Source organism: Ruegeria sp. BE9 (assembly GCF_056538765.1).
On the sequence record NZ_JBQFTS010000002.1, the window covers coordinates 510,170 to 525,673 of the forward strand.

A 15,504-nucleotide genomic window follows, 5' to 3' on the forward strand; every position below is an offset into this window, starting at 1 on the left:
AGGTCATCTCAAAACCGTCAGTTCACCAGCGGATTGCGACAAGCAGGTCCATGACGTTGGTTCCAGTTGGGCCTGTCTCTAACAAAGCACCTACGCGGTCCAAGTAACTGCCGCTATCCGCCGCAAGCAATGCGCTTTCTGCGCCATCCCCCCAGGTCGAACCGTTAATAATCGCCCCAGCCGCCTGTGTCGGGCCATCTGTACCGTCGGTTCCGCCCACAACCAGGGTGATCCCGTCGCAACCGGCGATTTCTTTGGCCAACGCCAAGGCCAACGCCTGATTACGCCCACCCCGTCCAGGGTTTTCCGGCAAGACGACTGTCGGCTCACCGCCAAAGATCATCGCCCCTCGCGGCATGTTGCGGATGCGTTCGCCCAGTGTTTTGGCAACTTCCTGGAAATCGTCATGGAGGCATTCCTCATTCGCCAACACTTCGATCCCGTCTTCTTGTGCCGATTGGGCAGCGGCCGCTCGGGCATGCGCATTAGATGCCACAATCTGGGCTGAGGCCTTAAAGCTGTGCGACTCAGGCAATGCTCCGATTCCCGACCCAACGACATTCAGATCGTCACCGGGAACGTCGGAAATTGCGAGCACGGTCGCCGTGTCGCCTTTGAAATGAGACAGCAGCCCGCCGCCCTTGATTCGGGACAGTTCACGGCGTTTCGCGTTCATTGCTGTTATGTCGAGTCCTTCGGACAGCAGCCTTTTGTTCAACTGCTCAAGGTCCGAAAGGGTTTTTCCCGGTATCAAATCTTCGGCCAGCGAAGATGCTCCGCCTGAGACCAGCAGCAAAAGGTGTGAACCGGCCTCCATCGATTCCACCGCTTCTCGAAGAGCTTTTCCGCCCAAAAGGCTGCGTTGATCGGGAACAGGATGCGAAGCTTCGATCAAGGTAACGAAATTCGGCAGATCGCGCCCGTGATCATCCTTTGTCACAACCAGAGTTGGGCGCGGACCAAAATGCTCCAACGCGGCAAGAGCCATTGAAGCTGCGGGTTTACCTACTGCCAGAATCTGATCTGGTTCGGGAATGGCATGTAATACTTTGCTGGTGGCGGCGTGGCCCCCTACGGCATCGACGCCGGCTTGCCAGATGCGGATTGCCTGTTCTTTTTTGTCCATCAGCTTTCCATCCAAATCGTAACTGGGCCGTCGTTGATCAGTTCGACGGCCATATCCGCCCCGAATTGCCCGGTTTCGACAGGCACCCCATAACTCCTAAGCCGCTCGGCGAAGACTTCGTACAAATGATTGCCAGCATCGGGCGACGCGGCCTCGGAAAAGCCTGGTCGATTACCGCGCGAGGTGTCTGCGGCCAGTGTAAATTGGCTGATCACCAAGGCCGAGCCGTCGACTTCCAGGACAGACCGGTTCATTTTACCTGCGTCATCTTTGAAGATACGCAGTTTTGAAATCTTTGCGGCCAGTTGGTCTGCCTTGCTTTCGTCGTCGCCTTGCATGGCGCAAACAAGGATCATAAGGCCCGGTCCAGTTTGTCCAATGACCTGATCATCCACAGATACTTTGGCTTGTGAGACCCGTTGTAAAACAGCGCGCAAAATTGTTCTCCGCTAAGTGTGTTTCTTACCCGACCCATTCGACGAGATCAGCGAGATCAGCGCGGTCAGTGCGAAATTGGTTGGCGGGATGCTCCGTGTCGGCGTACCCAAATGAGATCGCACATAATATCATTCGCTCATCCGGAATATCGAAATAGCGACGTAGGAAGGGGCTGTAAGCGGCCAATGCGGCCTGTGGGATCGTCGCGATGCCCAACGCCTGAGCCGCAAGTGAAAACGCGGTTACGAATCCTCCGCAGTCCATCGCACCGTAAGAGCCCAGTTCCTTGGGGCTTGAGATGATTGCGCAATGAGGTGCGCCAAAAAGAGAGAAGTTCTGCATCATTTGGCGGGCTGATGCGGCGCGGTCACCTCGGGTCACGCCTACGGCCTCATACAAGGCCCAACCACATTCACGGCGACGTTCCTTGTAAACGCCTGAATAAGAGGTCGGAAAAGGCAGATCCGGAGCAGGCGAGCCAGTCATGGCCTCTTCTTGCATCGCGGCGCGGAACCTCTCGGTTTCCTCTCCGCTGGTGATCACGACATGCCAAGGTTGGGCGTTACACCAACTGGGCACACGAGTCGCGCTCGTCAGGATTTGCTGGATTTGCTCTTTGGGGACCGGGTCAGAGCGAAAGGCCCTGCACGAGTGCCGCTCGCTCAGCAATCTGTTCAGATCGGATAGCGTCACACTGGTCCCCCTCCATGTTGACGACGCGCAGGATGCCGCCTGCCTGAGGGATGTTCAAGCGATATAAAATCGTAGCGCCGTGAATGAGGCGCTATTGCTGACCGGTCGCCATCAGATAACCGACACCTGCCGCGATCATCAGACCCAGAATGACGGCTATAGTTATCTTTATGGCCGACCAAGGACGTTCACCCTGAACGCGCCCGGTTCGACCGTTCACCACAAATCGGTAGGTTTGGCCGCGGTACTTGTAGGCCGCCATCCAAACCGGCAACAGAATGTGCTTGAAGGTAACATGCCGCACATCCGTATCTATCGCGTGGATCCGCTGCCTGTCGCCTCCAATGTCAAAGCGCACATCTCGTTCGATAACACGAGCCATGTATCCTCGGGCCTCGGTGTACCCATCTTGCAGACCAACTGTGTAAGCTTCGGCCCGAAAACCTGCCAGGTATTCAGGTTGATAAGGCTCGAGCGCGGGCAAGTCCCAGGGTTCCAAAGCGTCAGTATAGCTCTTGGGTAGGGACCGTGAAGCCAGCACCAGAACATCGTCAAAAAACCGCGCTACCCGCCCGGACTTTGGAGACCACCGCACCTTGGGAGCCTGCTGCTGCACGCGCTTTCCGTCTCGCATGACCGTTCTGGTTTCATAGTAAACGATACCGCGCTCGCCCTGATAGCTGGATTTCGTGTCTGCATCAAAGGTCCAGTAGGGTACATAGATACCCTGCATTCTTCGGCCTTTGCGGGCGTAGTCCTTCAACCCGTTTGGGGCGAACCACAATCGGCCCAGCCAATCGCTCATCGCTTTGTGGGCGGTTCGTTCATCCAGTGCAAACGGCAGCACACCCCTGGGTTTGAGGTGCCGATTGACCCCGGTGTCCGTCACAACAGGTGTTGCGCAGAAAGGGCACTCTGCGGCGTGGGTGGCTGGGTCAAACTCGACCTGAGCGGCGCAGTTCGGGCAGGATAATACGCGCGTTTCTTCGATTTCGCTTTCCGGCAAACGATCTGCCAGTGCTGCATCAAAATCCAACTCTTTCAGACTGGCGCCGCCCCACGGACCTGCGCCTATCGATTCTGAGTGCCCACAATGATCGCATGTCAGAGTGCCGTCACCGGGGTTAAAGCGGTAGTCCGCTCCGCATTGTTCGCAGGGAAATCTGTGCTCGTCGGTCATTGGTTGCTCTCGATTGGCAGATTGTACTTTCCGGGTCCGATGATCAGGCGGACTGCCAGAGCTGCAAGGGTACACATCAGAATGAATTCCGCTGAATTCTGTGCCAGCACCCACCACCCGTAATTCGTCAGAATGCCGTTGAACTCGATTACTCTTCCGTCGCCATAGCCAGAGTGGGTATTGGGGTCCAAAGATTTGTGCCAACCCAGGTAGCGGGTGATGGACACTCTCAAGGCTACAATGCCTAAGCCAATTCCAGCGCCCCAATATGCGGCGCGTATAAAGCTAATATTTCGACGCATCATGACCCGCAGGAATGGCTTGACCAGCAACCAGCAAATGAAGAGCGAGATCGGTAGCCCAAACAGGGCGTACCAGAACACAAGCGCAATCCAGTCAAGGTTTAGGCCGTTTTTGAATGATTGGGCCAAAAGCGGAATGCCAATGACACCTCCCCATCCCAAAAGCGCAGACAGCTTGACCGCGCATGCGACCTCGCGCTTGGAATAGGGAAGCATCTGTTTGGCTTCTGCCACAGGGTCAGCTCCCTGGCGGCGGAGGCGGAAGAATAGTGAACAGCTGGGCTAGCTCCTGTACGTCACCAGCCTTCTTCCAACCGTCCTGACCGGCGGTCCAGACATGAGTGTCACGAGTAATTTCGCCGTCAGTTGCCATACGACCCATCTTGGCCTTCGAGAATGGACCGCTGGTCTGACCATCCACCGCGATATGCCATACGTGCTCAACGGGTGGCGGAGGAGGCGGTGCCGCTTGCGTTGCCGGTTGCGGGGCAGCGGGGGCGGAACCTCCCCAAGGGCCGCTTGATTGGCCCGCTGCCATGTTCGCCATCTGGTTTGCCATTGCCATGCCCATACCCATGCCAAGACCCGCGCCCATGCCGCCGCCCTGACCGGGGTTGTTGGCGGCTGCCGTCATCGCCTCGGCGGCGGAATACTGGGTGAACTTGCCCAAGTCGCCCGCCAGTCCCATCGACGTGCGTTTGTCCAGCGCTGCCTCTACCGCAGGCGGGAGCGAGATGTTCTCGATGTAGAATTCCGGCATCTCCAGCCCGTAACCATCCAGTACCGGAGAAACTTCTGCTGCAATCAGTTTGCCCAGATCGGCGGTGTTGGCGGCCATATCCAGAACCGGAATGCCTGATCCTGCGATCACGCGGCTGAACTCTTGCACGATGATGTTGCGGATCTGAAAGCTGATCTCATCCATCGTGAACTCACCATCGGTGCCCACGATCTCAACCATGAATTTTGCCGGATCTTTGACGCGGATGGTGTAGGTGCCGAAAGCCCGAATGCGGGTTGGGCCGAACTCGGGGTCGCGCAGCATGATCGGGTTCTTGGTGCCCCATTTCAGGTCATTGAACCGGGTCGTGTTGACGAAATAGATCTCTGATTTGAACGGAGATTGAAAGCCGTGATCCCAATGCTGCAAGGTCGTCAGGATCGGCATGTTGTTGGTCTCGAGCATGTACAGGCCCGGTGTGAAAACATCAGCCAATTGACCTTCATGCACGAAGACTGCGGCCTGACCTTCGCGAACAGTCAGCTTGGCACCGTATTTGATAGCATGGCCTTCACGCTCAAACCGCCAAACCATGGTGTCGCGGGTGTCGTCGACCCAATGAATGACGTCAATAAATTCTCCGGTCAGAAAATCGAAAATACCCATTAGGGGTCTCCTTTCCTTGGGCTCAGAGCTGCTGGCCCATCAATTCGCGTGCAATGATCCGCACCACAGGGCGGGCGTCTTCTGCGGTTACTCCGGGTTCAAGACGCGGATCGTACAACATTGTCAGAAGTTTCTCGTCATGGCTGGTCAGTCGCGCAAACTCATCATTGTCATTGAAAATCGAGGGCCGCGCGGAAGGACTGTCGTTGGACAGCCCAAGCCCCTGTGCAATTTCCTCGTGAATACAGCTCTGGCGCGTGAGGTCCGGCAATTCAGCGCGGATAAGCGTTACTGCACGCACAAATTTATAAGGCGATCCCTTGGTCGGAGATGCAAAAACAAGGCAGTCGATATTGGCGCGCGGATTGGCAACCAAATCGAGTGACGGAGTGCTGATCCCTGGGATCAGTTGTTTCAGGCGTTTCACGACATACGAGCTGTCATCTTTACCAGCAAAGAAGACATGGAAGTTGGCTTTGCGGTTGACGACCGAGATTGGATGGCCCGTCAACTTCGCCAATCGCTTAGCAAACGCCTCAACCTCGGCCGCATCTTTCTCGCGGGCTTCAGGTGAAACAGAAGGGGCGAATTCGGTTTGGATGCGCACTGGTCCGGCCCATCGGCTCAACTGTCCATCTGTTCTCTGAAGGCGCGTAGTTACAGCGTGGTCCGGGTATTCGCTATAAAAGGCGATGGCCTCAAAATTACGCGCCAGATCGTCGGCATCGTAGGGAGTGTCCGGGCCACCACCGTCCACGCGCAACATGTCACGAGTCAGCAGATCACGCTCAACCCGCTGATAAAACCGCGCCAAGTCCTGACTGGCCGCGGATGGAGGGACATAAGCGTTTGGTTCGGGCGCTGGGGCCTGAGGGCGCGGCTGAGGAACAACCGACGACGTCAATGCCTCATCGCAATTGGCCAGAGCCAGCAATGACAGAAAGCCCAGGAGGACCTTCAGATATCCAGATACCCGCACTTCCAGCCCGCCGTCAGCTCGGAACCGCAGTTCCGGAATTGTCACCGATACCATCTTTGCGCGCCTTGGCGGCGGCGAGGGTATCTCGCAGTTCGGCTTCCATTTTCTTCAGATCTTCCTCGGCAGCTGCGCGTTTGGCTTTGCCTTCGTCGGCAATGGCGAGGCTTTCGTTGATTGTGCCAATCAGATCGGCATTGGCCTGTTTGACGGCCTCGATATCAAAGACACCGCGCTCCATTTCTTCGCGGATCATTTTGTTCGACTCACGCAGGTTGGCCGCGTTCGAGGTCAGTAGTTCATTTGTCAGGTCATTCGCATCCCGAACGGCCGAGGCAGCCTCGGCGCTGCGTTGGATGGTAACGGCCTGCGCCAGTTGTGTCTCCCAAAGCGGTACGGTGTTGACCAAAGTCGAGTTGATCTTGGTGACCAGCGACTTGTCATTTTCCTGAACCAGACGGATCGAGGGCAACGACTGCATTGTAACTTGTCGCGTCAGCTTCAGGTCATGTACGCGGCGTTCCAGGTCATCCCTTGCAGCGCGCATATCGCGCAATTCCTGCGCTTTCATCACCTGTTGCTCTTCAGGCGCCGCCTGAACTTCGGCTTCTTTTTCAGGAATGTCGTGGCTGTCCAGTTCAGTCAGCTTTTCCTCGCCAGCCGCTATGTAAAGCGCCAGTTCGTCGTAGAATCCAAGCGTCTTTTCATAGAGCAGATCCAACGATTTGATATCTTTCAACAGCGTATGTTCATGGCCCAGTAGGTCGTCGGTGATCCTATCGATTTGGCCCTGAACTTCTTCGTATTGCGCTGTGAATTTTGCGAAAGGTGCAGCTCTGCCAAGCAGCTTCTCCCACCAACTACGCTCGCGGCGCACATCCAGTTCACTGACGGAAAATCCGCGGATCGTAGTTACGATGTTGCGCAGGCTATCGCCGGCAGGACCCACATCCTTGTTCCGGACGTCTGCAAGCATAGCTTGGCTGATTTCCTGCAGCTCAGCCTGAGCGGATGAGCCGAAAGAGACGATGGAGTTTGTGTTCTCCATGTCGATCTCTTCCATCCGCTTGCGGATTTCGGCGCTGACGGGTTCGTCGGCTTCCTCCAACGAGACAACTTCGGCTGTTGGGTCGGGCAGGGCCACGGCAGTTACTTCTTGAACCAAAGTCTCGGCCTCGACCGCCTTATTCTTGATCTCATCGGACATGGGGTAATCCTTTCTGAAAAATTTTGCCGGTCAGTCCAACCGGACGCCTTCGCGTTGCAGGCGTTCGCGCAACACGTCAATTTCAACCGTCAGATCACTGCGGTCATCCAAAAGCATTTTCCGAGTGCGAGCCGCGAAATTCTGCTCGAGGTCGTCCAACAATGCCGAATAATCGGCCAGCGCCTGCGAGTCCCGTGTGCGGGCGTAAACATCAGCGAACTTGATCGTCGCATCACGCGCACCTTGCAAATAGACGGTGAGGTATTTTCTGGCACCCGCCAGATCGCGAGGATCTTCTTCTACGGTTCGAAACAGATCACGGGCAGTATCCTGAAACCGTTCAACTCGCGCTTCGATACGGCGGTCGCCTGCACGTTTGATGGCGTCTGTCATCTCAGTCAGATGGGTTTCGGCGTCTTCAACGACACGAGCCACTCGGTCTTGCTGAAAAGTGTCAATACCCTCCATGCCTTTGTCTTTCATTGGATCAATTCCAAAAGACACAGAATGCAGGGCCGCGGCGACTGCACCAAACAGAATAGGAGCAACAACACTGACTTCGGACGCAGTGGCAGCATCCAGAAACTCAGTCCGGTACGATGCCAGACCTACGCCAAGGCCAGTCAGAATGCTGGCAAAAATCTTGCGGGGGAAAGCGGGGCGGCGGGCAGTGCGCCGAGCGTTGTAGGCAGCTTCTGCGCGCAGCCCTTCCCGCAACAGAAAAGCGGCACCTGTGAGCAGGCCGGCTGCAATCAGGCCTATCGTCATCCCGACGGCGCCGTCGTTCAGCGACAGAAAAACCAAGGGGATCGCAGGTAAAAACAGTAAATTTGCGCGGGCCCCTGCAGGTTCCACGCGCGCGCCTTCGAATTGGCCACGTTCGGGTTGATCCACCGAATCCTGATCGCCCTGCGGGCTGAATTTTCCGCCGTAACGTTTGGCCATGAGCTCACAAGCCCCCTAACACGCCGGTGCATACACCAAACAGCAACACTAGCAGTGCCGCGTAAGCCAGTTTTTGAACTCCGGATCCGGACATGGCGCCCCCCAAAGACATCCCTAAGTGAAAATTTAGGGGATGAGACGCATATGCGCTAGGGGAAAGGTTACTTAACTTGCGTCACTTGCGAGGTTTCTTGCCAATCGGAGGGCGTTTTCGCTGTGGTCGGACCTGTCGTTTGGCGGGGCTTTCCGGTTCAGCATCAAGCCCCAGTTGATCACGCATTACGCGACGGCGGATTTCTTCAACCTCTCCTGGTTTCAGGCTGCCCAGTTGGAATGGCCCGTATGAAACGCGCAACAGGCGGTTCACTGCGTAGCCAATATCTTCCATCGCTCGGCGAATTTCTCGGTTCTTGCCCTCGCGCAAGCCGATGGTCAGCCAAGCGTTCGCGCCCTGTTGGCGGTCCAGCGTGACGGTCATCGGTTGGAAGCGCTCGCCTTCAATTACAAGGCCTTGACGCAACGGTGCAAAGTCCTCGTCCTTAGGGCGACCGTTCACTCGCACACGATACTTGCGCAGCCAGCCGGTCGCGGGCAGCTCCAGCTTGCGCTTGATGCCACCGTCATTGGTCAATAGCAGCAGCCCTTCGGAATTGAGGTCCAACCGCCCAACGCTCATGACGCGGGGCATGTCCTCGGGCAGCTTGTCAAAGATGGTCGCGCGGCCTTTTTCATCACGCGTAGTCGTCACCAATCCGGGCGGCTTGTGGTACAGCCACAGGCGCGAGGGCTCCGGTTCGGAAACCGGTTTGCCGTCTACGGTGATCTTGTCTTTGCCAGTGACATTCAACGCCGGGCTGTCGATGACCTTGCCATTCACGGTCACACGACCGGCTTCGATCATGCGTTCGGCTTCACGGCGCGAGGCGACACCTGCGCGGGCAAGGACTTTGGCGATCCGATCGCCGGGAGGAGGGGTTTTGGTCATCCGCAGGCCATAGCGCATCCCGTCGGCTTGCGAAAGACAGGTTTCTGATGCAGTCAGAGGCATGGAGTTCAAATCGCATATGGATAAGGCGCTGACAGAAGCGCGCGCAGCGGCCGAACGCGGGGAGGTTCCGGTCGGGGCAGTTATCGTCGCGCCTGACGGTCGCGTTGTTGCTACGGCGGGAAACCGGACTCGAGAGTTGAATGACCCAACTGCCCACGCCGAGATACTGGCCTTGCGCGCGGCCTGCGCCGCGGCTGGGTCCGAGCGGTTGCCCGACCATGATCTCTATGTGACGCTGGAACCTTGTGCGATGTGCGCAGCGGCTTTGGCTGCGGCGCGTGTCAGGCGCATTTATTATGGTGCCGCCGATCCGAAATCAGGCGGCGTGGCGCATGGCGCGCGGGTTTTCACCCATAAGCAAGCGCACCATGTCCCCGAAGTTTACGACGGTATCGCAGGGCAGGAGGCCGCCGACCTTCTCAAAGAGTTTTTCGCAGCACGACGTGTTGTCAAAGAGTAATCGGTTTCATCAGTTTGGGCTCTATTACATCGACACCCGGCAATCCATCGATCAACGCCTGCGCGGATTGTTCCAGAACCGGGAAGGTTTTGTAGTGGCAGGGAATCACGGTCTTAAAGTTGAAGTACCGCTTGGCCGCATAGGCTGTGGCCTTCATGTCCATTGTGAAATGCCCGCCCGCCGACAGGATGCCGATATCCGGTTTGTAGTAGTCCCCCATCCAATCCATGTCCGCCATGATATCGGTGTCGCCAGACACGTAGAGCATGTGCCCTTCAGAAGCGATCATAAAGCCGACCTCGCTGCCACCTGTGCGTAAACCATCCGGGGTAGAGAAGGTCGAGCTATGGGAGGCAGGCACCATCGAAACCATGACCCCATTTAGATTCACCGTCCCACCTTTGTTGAATCCGATGGTCTCGAGCCCTTCGGCCTCGCTCCAATAACCCATTAGGTCGTACTGTCCGACGACGGGTACCTTGAGGTGCTTGGCCAATGAAACTACATCCGCAACGTGGTCGAAATGCGTATGCGTCAAAAGGATGTGCGTTGCGCCGTCCAATGCGGCGTCATGCTGGTCTTCGGACAGGACCGGGTTTCCGGTTAGCCAGGGGTCAATCAGCAAGACCTGACCTTGGGTTTCGATGCGAAAGCTGCCGTGCCCCAGCCAAATGATGTTCATGAAAACGTCCTCCCAAAACAAACTCTTGGCATCAATCTATCATCGGTTATGTAAAAGTTCATGGACTGGTTTCAGGAAATCGACGGTTATTGCGAGCGCGTGTCGCCCGCCTATTGGGCTGAACCAATCAACGCTGTGACAAACGCGGCATTTTTGATTGCGGCCTTTGTCATGTGGCGGCGGGTGCGCGGACGGGGAATGCCTCTGGCGATGGCTTTGGTGGTTATTCTGGCAGTGATTGGGGTGGGCAGTTACCTGTTCCACACTCACGCACAGGTCTGGGCGGCCATTGCTGATACCACGCCAATTCTGATGTTCATTCTGGTCTATATCTTCGCCATCAATCGTGATGTGTGGCACATGCGAATGGTCTATGCCCTGATCGGAACAGCGCTGTTCGTGCCTTATGCTGCCGCAACAATCCCATTGTTTCAGTTCATTCCAGGATTAGGAGGGTCGTCCGCCTATGCCCCGGTGCCATTGCTGATTCTGATCTATGCGTTTCTCTTGCGTGACAGAGAGCCCGAAACGGCCAGAGGATTGGCGATCGGTGCGGTGATTTTGATCGCCTCGATCACCTTCCGCGCTTTGGATGAGCCCCTTTGTATGAAAATACCGCTAGGGACGCATTTTATGTGGCACGTTTTGAATGCCACAATGCTGGGCTGGATGATCGAGGTTTATCGCAGACACATGAGCCGCGCGTCTCAGTCCTGAAACGCAGCGGCCAAATGCTCGGGCAGATCGAATTCAGACAAAACCCGCGCTCTGCCTTCCGCCGACATTTTGCGGGCTGTTTTTTCTACGATGCTTTGGATTTTCTCGGCTGAGTGTTTTTCAGCGAAGGGCGCAAAGTACCATTTGAGGAAAACAAAGCAGATGACGTCTTCCAGCGCCTGAACCTCTTCGTCCCTTTTGATGCCTTGCTTACGCAACATCCGGCCGGCAGATTCTGCTTCTTCGCTGCTGTAGCCACCTTGTTCCATCATTTCCATGACGACGTCTGCATGGTGTACGCCCTGTGCCTTGCGCCAAGCCAAATAACCGGCGCGCCCCTCGGGGTATTCATTGCGAGCAAGTTTCCAACGTTCGACATGCTGGCCGCGCGCCGCAATCTGAAGCGGGTCCGACGCGTTGGGGAAAAGCCGCTCTAACTCGGCGCTCATGCGCTGGCCATACAGCAATGCGGCAGGCTGGTTGTCTTCTAGGGTGGGATCTTGGGTGTTGGCCGCATCAATCGCGTCCAGAACTGCTTGCTTGCGCGCGCTCATAGTCTGCTCCGTTGGCTTGCCTGCTCAGCTGCACAGAGCAGCAGGGAATTCCAAGCTATCGTAGCGTTTCACTTCGTTAAGCGCATCAGTCAAATATAGTTTTTCCGGGTCGGAGGCTGTTTGTCCGACCCGGACTGAGAGGGTGCCTCATTTGCCCAGTTTATTCTGATCTTGAGTAATGGGTTGTGAGGTCGGTTTAGGGAAGGTCAGGTCGCGTGTCAGGGTATCCATGGTTGGGCCAAAGGCATGTGCCTGAACTGCAAGAACGGTGGTCGCGAATACAAATGCGGTCATGAAGGTTTTCATTGTCTTTTCTCCGATTGAGGCTGTGCCGTGACACTCGAAATGAACGGTTCAGTTCATTTTTTCAATGGCAGAAATGAACTAATCGGTTTACTTTTGCGTATAGGGGGTATTCAAAATTGAATAGCGGTAGCCGCGTTGGGGGAGAATGGGTGGCACATCCTCCGCTCCACGCTCTTGCGACCCGGGCACCAGACAGGTAAATGCCCCCTAACGCATATGAGGTTTTCCGATGTCGATTGACCAAAGCACCGCCGCCAAGGTGGCCAAACTGGCCCGGATCAAAGTCGAGGATGACGCGCTGCCCGCGCTGGCGTCCGAGTTCAACACCATCCTTGGGTTCATCGAGCAACTGAACGAAGTGGATGTCGAAGGCGTCGAGCCGATGGTCTCGGTCGAGCCGATGCGCCTGAAACGTCGTGAGGATGTGGTCACCGACGGAAACCAGCAGGACAAGGTTTTGGCCAACGCCCCCGACGCCCGCGAAGGCTTTTTCGCAGTCCCCAAAGTGGTGGAGTAAGACATGAGCGATCTGAACAAACTGGGCTTGGCCGAGGCCCGCGACGCGCTGCGTAAGGGTGAAGTGACCTCGGTCGAACTGACCGAATCCTGCCTGAAGGCCATTGATGAGGCCGACGCGCTTAACGCTTTTGTCCATAAAACACCCGAGATCGCTCTGGAGCGTGCAAAAGCTGCGGATGAGCGGATCAAGGGCGGTGACGCACCATCGATGTGTGGTCTGCCGATCGGCATCAAGGACCTGTTTTGCACCAAGGGCGTCCCCTCGCAGGCGGCTTCGAAGATTCTGGAAGGCTTCAAACCCGAATACGAATCCACCGTTTCGCAGCAACTGGCCGATGCGGGCGCCGTTATGCTGGGCAAGCTGAACATGGACGAATTCGCCATGGGCTCGTCCAACGAAACGTCCGTATATGGCAATGCGGTCAGCCCGTGGCGTCGTGGCAATGATGATGCGCAACTGACACCGGGCGGCTCGTCGGGGGGCTCGGCTTCGGCTGTTGCTGCTGATCTGTGTCTGGCTGCAACCGGCACCGACACCGGCGGTTCGATCCGTCAGCCTGCCGCGTTCACCGGCATCACCGGCATCAAGCCGACCTATGGCCGCTGCTCGCGCTGGGGCATTGTGGCCTTTGCGTCTTCGCTGGATCAGGCTGGTCCTATGACCAAGAACGTGCGCGACGCGGCGATCATGCTGGAAACCATGTGCGGGCATGACCCCAAGGATTCGACCAGTGCCGAGCTGGCTGTGCCGAATTTCGAGGCGATGCTGACTGGCGATATCAAAGGCAAGAAGATCGGTATCCCCAAGGAATACCGCATGGACGGCATGCCCGCCGAGATCGAAAAGCTCTGGGCCGACGGTGCTGAGATGCTCAAGGCCGCAGGTGCCGAGATCGTCGATATCTCGCTGCCACACACCAAATACGCGCTGCCTGCGTATTACGTGATTGCTCCGGCCGAAGCGTCCTCTAACCTCGCCCGCTATGACGGCGTTCGCTATGGCCGCCGCGCACAGCTGGCGCAGGGCGACGGCATCACCGAGATGTACGAGAAAACACGCGCCGAAGGCTTTGGTCACGAAGTTCAGCGCCGCGTCATGGTCGGCACATATGTGTTGTCGGCAGGTTTCTACGACGCCTATTACAACCGCGCCCGCCGCGTCCGTACTCTGATCAAGAAAGACTTTGAGGATGTCTTCGCCGCAGGTGTCGACGCAATCCTGACCCCTGCGACTCCGTCGGCGTCGTTTGGTCTGGGTGAGATGACTGAGGCTGACCCTGTTCAGATGTATCTGAATGACGTCTTCACCGTGACTGTTAACCTTGCTGGTCTGCCTGGCGTTTCGGTGCCTGCGGGTCTGGACAAGCAAGGTCTGCCACTTGGTCTGCAATTGATCGGACGCCCGTGGGAAGAGGGTGATCTGCTGAACACGGCCTATGCGCTGGAAGGTGCGGCCGGATTTGTGGCCAAGCCCGGCAAATGGTGGTAAGCCTCAGGTCAGGCAAGACAACGTAAGACGGAGCAGCTGGATGCGCTTTACGCTTCTGATCCCCGCAATTGGACTGGTGGCCGCCTGTAACACGGTGGCCCCTGTTGGTGGTACGGATTTCAACACGCCTGCCTATCAGGCTCAGCGTGAGGCCCAACTGGCCGGTCAGGGCTATGCCGGAAACCCGCTGCTCGGCCCGTCAGAGGTAACCGAACAAGAACTGGGCGCGCCGGGTACAGGCGCTCCTCTGCCGACAGGTGAAAACGCTGATCTTGCATCTGCAACGGCTGCAGCTTTGGCCAGCACATCTGACGGCGAAACTTCGGCTCCGCTCGTTGCGCCAATCTCAAGCAACAACTCGATTTCGGATGAGCAGGACTTTGAAGCTGTCTCGGGTCGGCGGACAATCGAATCTGATGCGGCACTGATCGAACAGAACCGCCAGACCTATGAAGTGGTTTCGCCAACTGCAGTGCCTCAACGTGGCACAGGCGGTCAGCCCAACATCGTGCAATACGCGTTGAACACGTCGAACCCCGTTGGAACTCAGCTCTATAGCCGTGCGGGATTTAACCTGCAGGCCAAGGCACAGCGTAACTGCGCGCGCTACCCGTCTCCGGATCAGGCTCAGATTGACTTTCTGACGAATGGCGGCCCTCAGCGGGACCGCAAAGGTCTTGATCCTGATGGTGACGGTTACGCCTGCGGCTGGGACCCAAGCACGTTCCGCAGTGCCGTTAACAACTGAGCCACTGACACCCATCTGGCATCCGTCCCCCAATTTTGGGGAGCGAAGGGATGGACTGAAACCGTCTTTGGTGGTCATCCACTATACCGCAATGGAAAGCGCCGAGGCGGCATTGGATCGCCTGTGCGATCCCGCATGCGAAGTCTCGGCCCATTATCTGATCGGTTCGGACGGTGCGCTCTGGCAGATGGTCCACGAAAACCACCGCGCCTGGCACGCCGGGGCGGGGGAGTGGAAGGGGTGTAGCGATATCAATTCCCGCTCTATCGGAATCGAACTCGATAACCGAGGAGATCATCCGTTCTCCGAACCGCAGATGGCGGTGCTTGAGAAGTTGCTCGTTGAAATCGTGACGAGATGGAACATCGCGCCCGAAGCCGTAATCGGTCATTCCGACATGGCGCCGAGTCGAAAGCAAGATCCCGGTTGGAAGTTCGACTGGCAAAGGTTGGCACGCGCCAATCTGTCCGTTTGGCCAGAGGTCAACGCAGCCGAGGCCGTTGAAGGGTACGCTACACCCGAGCGACTAAAAGAGTTTGGGAATGAGCTCGCCCGCATTGGTTATACTGTCGACGGTCTACCGTCTCTGTCATTGCTGGATGCGTTTTGCCAAAGATTTGCCCCCGCATTCCGGGGTTTCGGGCCGGACAAGCTGGCAATGGCGCGTGAACTTGGCGAACGTTTTGGCGTTGACCGGCTGAAAGATGAGGCATAATTGATCCCTCGC

Annotated in this window: 19 protein-coding genes; 6 read left to right on the plus strand and 13 right to left on the minus strand. The window is 56.9% G+C overall.

All coding sequences use genetic code 11. The features are described from left to right. Positions 1–22: 22 nt before the first annotated feature. From ACR0EO_RS09120 to ACR0EO_RS09165, 10 genes are all read right to left on the minus strand, one after another. Positions 23–1,126 (minus strand): glycerate kinase type-2 family protein, encoded by a 1,104-nt coding sequence (locus ACR0EO_RS09120; protein ID WP_480689103.1) that lies wholly within the window; start codon positions 1,124–1,126, stop codon positions 23–25. After that, positions 1,126–1,563, minus strand: coding sequence for a D-aminoacyl-tRNA deacylase (gene dtd / locus ACR0EO_RS09125; protein ID WP_480689105.1), 438 nt, complete (start codon positions 1,561–1,563; stop codon positions 1,126–1,128). Before dtd ends, ACR0EO_RS09120 begins: the two co-directional genes overlap by 1 nt. Before the next feature lie 25 nt (positions 1,564–1,588). Further along, entirely contained in the window at positions 1,589–2,257 is a 669-nt protein-coding gene (locus tag ACR0EO_RS09130; protein WP_480689107.1) for a nitroreductase, read from the minus strand. 91 nt (positions 2,258–2,348) lie between these two features. Next, positions 2,349–3,437, minus strand: a complete 1,089-nt coding sequence (locus ACR0EO_RS09135; protein ID WP_480689109.1) for a TFIIB-type zinc finger domain-containing protein — start codon at positions 3,435–3,437, stop codon at positions 2,349–2,351. Continuing rightward, on the minus strand, positions 3,434–3,973 hold the full coding sequence (locus ACR0EO_RS09140) for a hypothetical protein (RefSeq protein ID WP_480689111.1): 540 nt from the start codon (positions 3,971–3,973) through the stop codon (positions 3,434–3,436). Before ACR0EO_RS09140 ends, ACR0EO_RS09135 begins: the two co-directional genes overlap by 4 nt. Before the next feature lie 4 nt (positions 3,974–3,977). Beyond that, complete coding sequence (locus ACR0EO_RS09145; protein WP_480689113.1) at positions 3,978–5,126, minus strand: SPFH domain-containing protein; 1,149 nt, start codon at positions 5,124–5,126, stop codon at positions 3,978–3,980. A 22-nt stretch (positions 5,127–5,148) separates the two neighbouring features. Continuing rightward, the gene (locus ACR0EO_RS09150) at positions 5,149–6,159 is read right to left on the minus strand and encodes a DUF2927 domain-containing protein (protein ID WP_480689115.1); all 1,011 of its coding nucleotides are present in this window, start codon (positions 6,157–6,159) and stop codon (positions 5,149–5,151) included. Beyond that, positions 6,119–7,309: a toxic anion resistance protein gene (locus tag ACR0EO_RS09155; protein ID WP_480689117.1), complete on the minus strand. Its 1,191-nt coding sequence runs from the start codon at positions 7,307–7,309 to the stop codon at positions 6,119–6,121. The genes ACR0EO_RS09150 and ACR0EO_RS09155 overlap by 41 nt, the downstream gene beginning before the upstream one ends. Before the next feature lie 30 nt (positions 7,310–7,339). Next, positions 7,340–8,254 (minus strand): 5-bromo-4-chloroindolyl phosphate hydrolysis family protein, encoded by a 915-nt coding sequence (locus ACR0EO_RS09160; protein ID WP_480689119.1) that lies wholly within the window; start codon positions 8,252–8,254, stop codon positions 7,340–7,342. A 175-nt stretch (positions 8,255–8,429) separates the two neighbouring features. Next, the gene (locus ACR0EO_RS09165) at positions 8,430–9,302 is read right to left on the minus strand and encodes a pseudouridine synthase (RefSeq protein ID WP_480689121.1); all 873 of its coding nucleotides are present in this window, start codon (positions 9,300–9,302) and stop codon (positions 8,430–8,432) included. Between ACR0EO_RS09165 and ACR0EO_RS09170 the strand changes: the two genes are divergently transcribed. Further along, positions 9,301–9,762: a nucleoside deaminase gene (locus tag ACR0EO_RS09170; RefSeq protein WP_480689123.1), complete on the plus strand. Its 462-nt coding sequence runs from the start codon at positions 9,301–9,303 to the stop codon at positions 9,760–9,762. The two genes, ACR0EO_RS09165 and ACR0EO_RS09170, sit on opposite strands and share 2 nt — an antisense overlap. On the opposite strand, the gene ACR0EO_RS09175 is transcribed toward ACR0EO_RS09170, so the two are convergent. Beyond that, positions 9,752–10,444: a metal-dependent hydrolase gene (locus tag ACR0EO_RS09175; protein WP_480689125.1), complete on the minus strand. Its 693-nt coding sequence runs from the start codon at positions 10,442–10,444 to the stop codon at positions 9,752–9,754. The two genes, ACR0EO_RS09170 and ACR0EO_RS09175, sit on opposite strands and share 11 nt — an antisense overlap. 60 nt (positions 10,445–10,504) lie before the next feature. On the opposite strand from ACR0EO_RS09175, the gene ACR0EO_RS09180 reads away from it, so the two are divergent. Next, on the plus strand, positions 10,505–11,161 hold the full coding sequence (locus ACR0EO_RS09180) for a ceramidase domain-containing protein (RefSeq protein WP_480689127.1): 657 nt from the start codon (positions 10,505–10,507) through the stop codon (positions 11,159–11,161). Here the strand turns inward: ACR0EO_RS09180 and ACR0EO_RS09185 are convergent. Both ACR0EO_RS09185 and ACR0EO_RS09190 read right to left on the minus strand, forming a co-directional pair. Continuing rightward, entirely contained in the window at positions 11,152–11,715 is a 564-nt protein-coding gene (locus ACR0EO_RS09185; protein WP_480689129.1) for a DUF4202 domain-containing protein, read from the minus strand. The genes ACR0EO_RS09180 and ACR0EO_RS09185 overlap by 10 nt on opposite strands. A 147-nt stretch (positions 11,716–11,862) precedes the next feature. Continuing rightward, positions 11,863–12,021 carry a hypothetical protein gene (locus ACR0EO_RS09190; protein WP_480689131.1) on the minus strand — a complete coding sequence of 53 codons (159 nt, stop codon included), beginning with the start codon at positions 12,019–12,021 and terminating at the stop codon, positions 11,863–11,865. Between the two features lie 229 nt (positions 12,022–12,250). On the opposite strand from ACR0EO_RS09190, the gene gatC reads away from it, so the two are divergent. From gatC to ACR0EO_RS09210, 4 genes are read left to right on the plus strand one after another with little or no spacing between them, the layout of a single operon-like run. Further along, on the plus strand, positions 12,251–12,538 hold the full coding sequence (gene gatC / locus ACR0EO_RS09195) for an Asp-tRNA(Asn)/Glu-tRNA(Gln) amidotransferase subunit GatC (protein ID WP_170325838.1): 288 nt from the start codon (positions 12,251–12,253) through the stop codon (positions 12,536–12,538). A 3-nt stretch (positions 12,539–12,541) separates the two neighbouring features. Beyond that, entirely contained in the window at positions 12,542–14,029 is a 1,488-nt protein-coding gene (gatA, locus tag ACR0EO_RS09200; protein ID WP_480689133.1) for an Asp-tRNA(Asn)/Glu-tRNA(Gln) amidotransferase subunit GatA, read from the plus strand. Between the two features lie 40 nt (positions 14,030–14,069). Further along, positions 14,070–14,777 (plus strand): hypothetical protein, encoded by a 708-nt coding sequence (locus tag ACR0EO_RS09205; protein ID WP_480689135.1) that lies wholly within the window; start codon positions 14,070–14,072, stop codon positions 14,775–14,777. Further along, entirely contained in the window at positions 14,761–15,492 is a 732-nt protein-coding gene (locus tag ACR0EO_RS09210; RefSeq protein WP_480689137.1) for an N-acetylmuramoyl-L-alanine amidase, read from the plus strand. Before ACR0EO_RS09205 ends, ACR0EO_RS09210 begins: the two co-directional genes overlap by 17 nt. The last annotated feature ends 12 nt before the right edge of the window (positions 15,493–15,504 follow it).

Coding starts and splice junctions, on each gene's coding strand:
- ACR0EO_RS09175 (WP_480689125.1), bottom strand. CDS start 10,444: ATGAACATCATTTGGCTGGGGCACGGCAGCTTTCGCATCGAAACCCAA.
- ACR0EO_RS09180 (WP_480689127.1), top strand. CDS start 10,505: ATGGACTGGTTTCAGGAAATCGACGGTTATTGCGAGCGCGTGTCGCCC.
- ACR0EO_RS09185 (WP_480689129.1), bottom strand. CDS start 11,715: ATGAGCGCGCGCAAGCAAGCAGTTCTGGACGCGATTGATGCGGCCAAC.
- ACR0EO_RS09145 (WP_480689113.1), bottom strand. CDS start 5,126: ATGGGTATTTTCGATTTTCTGACCGGAGAATTTATTGACGTCATTCAT.
- ACR0EO_RS09155 (WP_480689117.1), bottom strand. CDS start 7,309: ATGTCCGATGAGATCAAGAATAAGGCGGTCGAGGCCGAGACTTTGGTT.
- ACR0EO_RS09165 (WP_480689121.1), bottom strand. CDS start 9,302: ATGCCTCTGACTGCATCAGAAACCTGTCTTTCGCAAGCCGACGGGATG.
- ACR0EO_RS09170 (WP_480689123.1), top strand. CDS start 9,301: ATGGAGTTCAAATCGCATATGGATAAGGCGCTGACAGAAGCGCGCGCA.
- ACR0EO_RS09120 (WP_480689103.1), bottom strand. CDS start 1,126: ATGGACAAAAAAGAACAGGCAATCCGCATCTGGCAAGCCGGCGTCGAT.
- gatA (WP_480689133.1), top strand. CDS start 12,542: ATGAGCGATCTGAACAAACTGGGCTTGGCCGAGGCCCGCGACGCGCTG.
- ACR0EO_RS09135 (WP_480689109.1), bottom strand. CDS start 3,437: ATGACCGACGAGCACAGATTTCCCTGCGAACAATGCGGAGCGGACTAC.
- ACR0EO_RS09160 (WP_480689119.1), bottom strand. CDS start 8,254: ATGGCCAAACGTTACGGCGGAAAATTCAGCCCGCAGGGCGATCAGGAT.
- ACR0EO_RS09190 (WP_480689131.1), bottom strand. CDS start 12,021: ATGAAAACCTTCATGACCGCATTTGTATTCGCGACCACCGTTCTTGCA.
- ACR0EO_RS09150 (WP_480689115.1), bottom strand. CDS start 6,159: ATGGTATCGGTGACAATTCCGGAACTGCGGTTCCGAGCTGACGGCGGG.
- ACR0EO_RS09205 (WP_480689135.1), top strand. CDS start 14,070: ATGCGCTTTACGCTTCTGATCCCCGCAATTGGACTGGTGGCCGCCTGT.
- gatC (WP_170325838.1), top strand. CDS start 12,251: ATGTCGATTGACCAAAGCACCGCCGCCAAGGTGGCCAAACTGGCCCGG.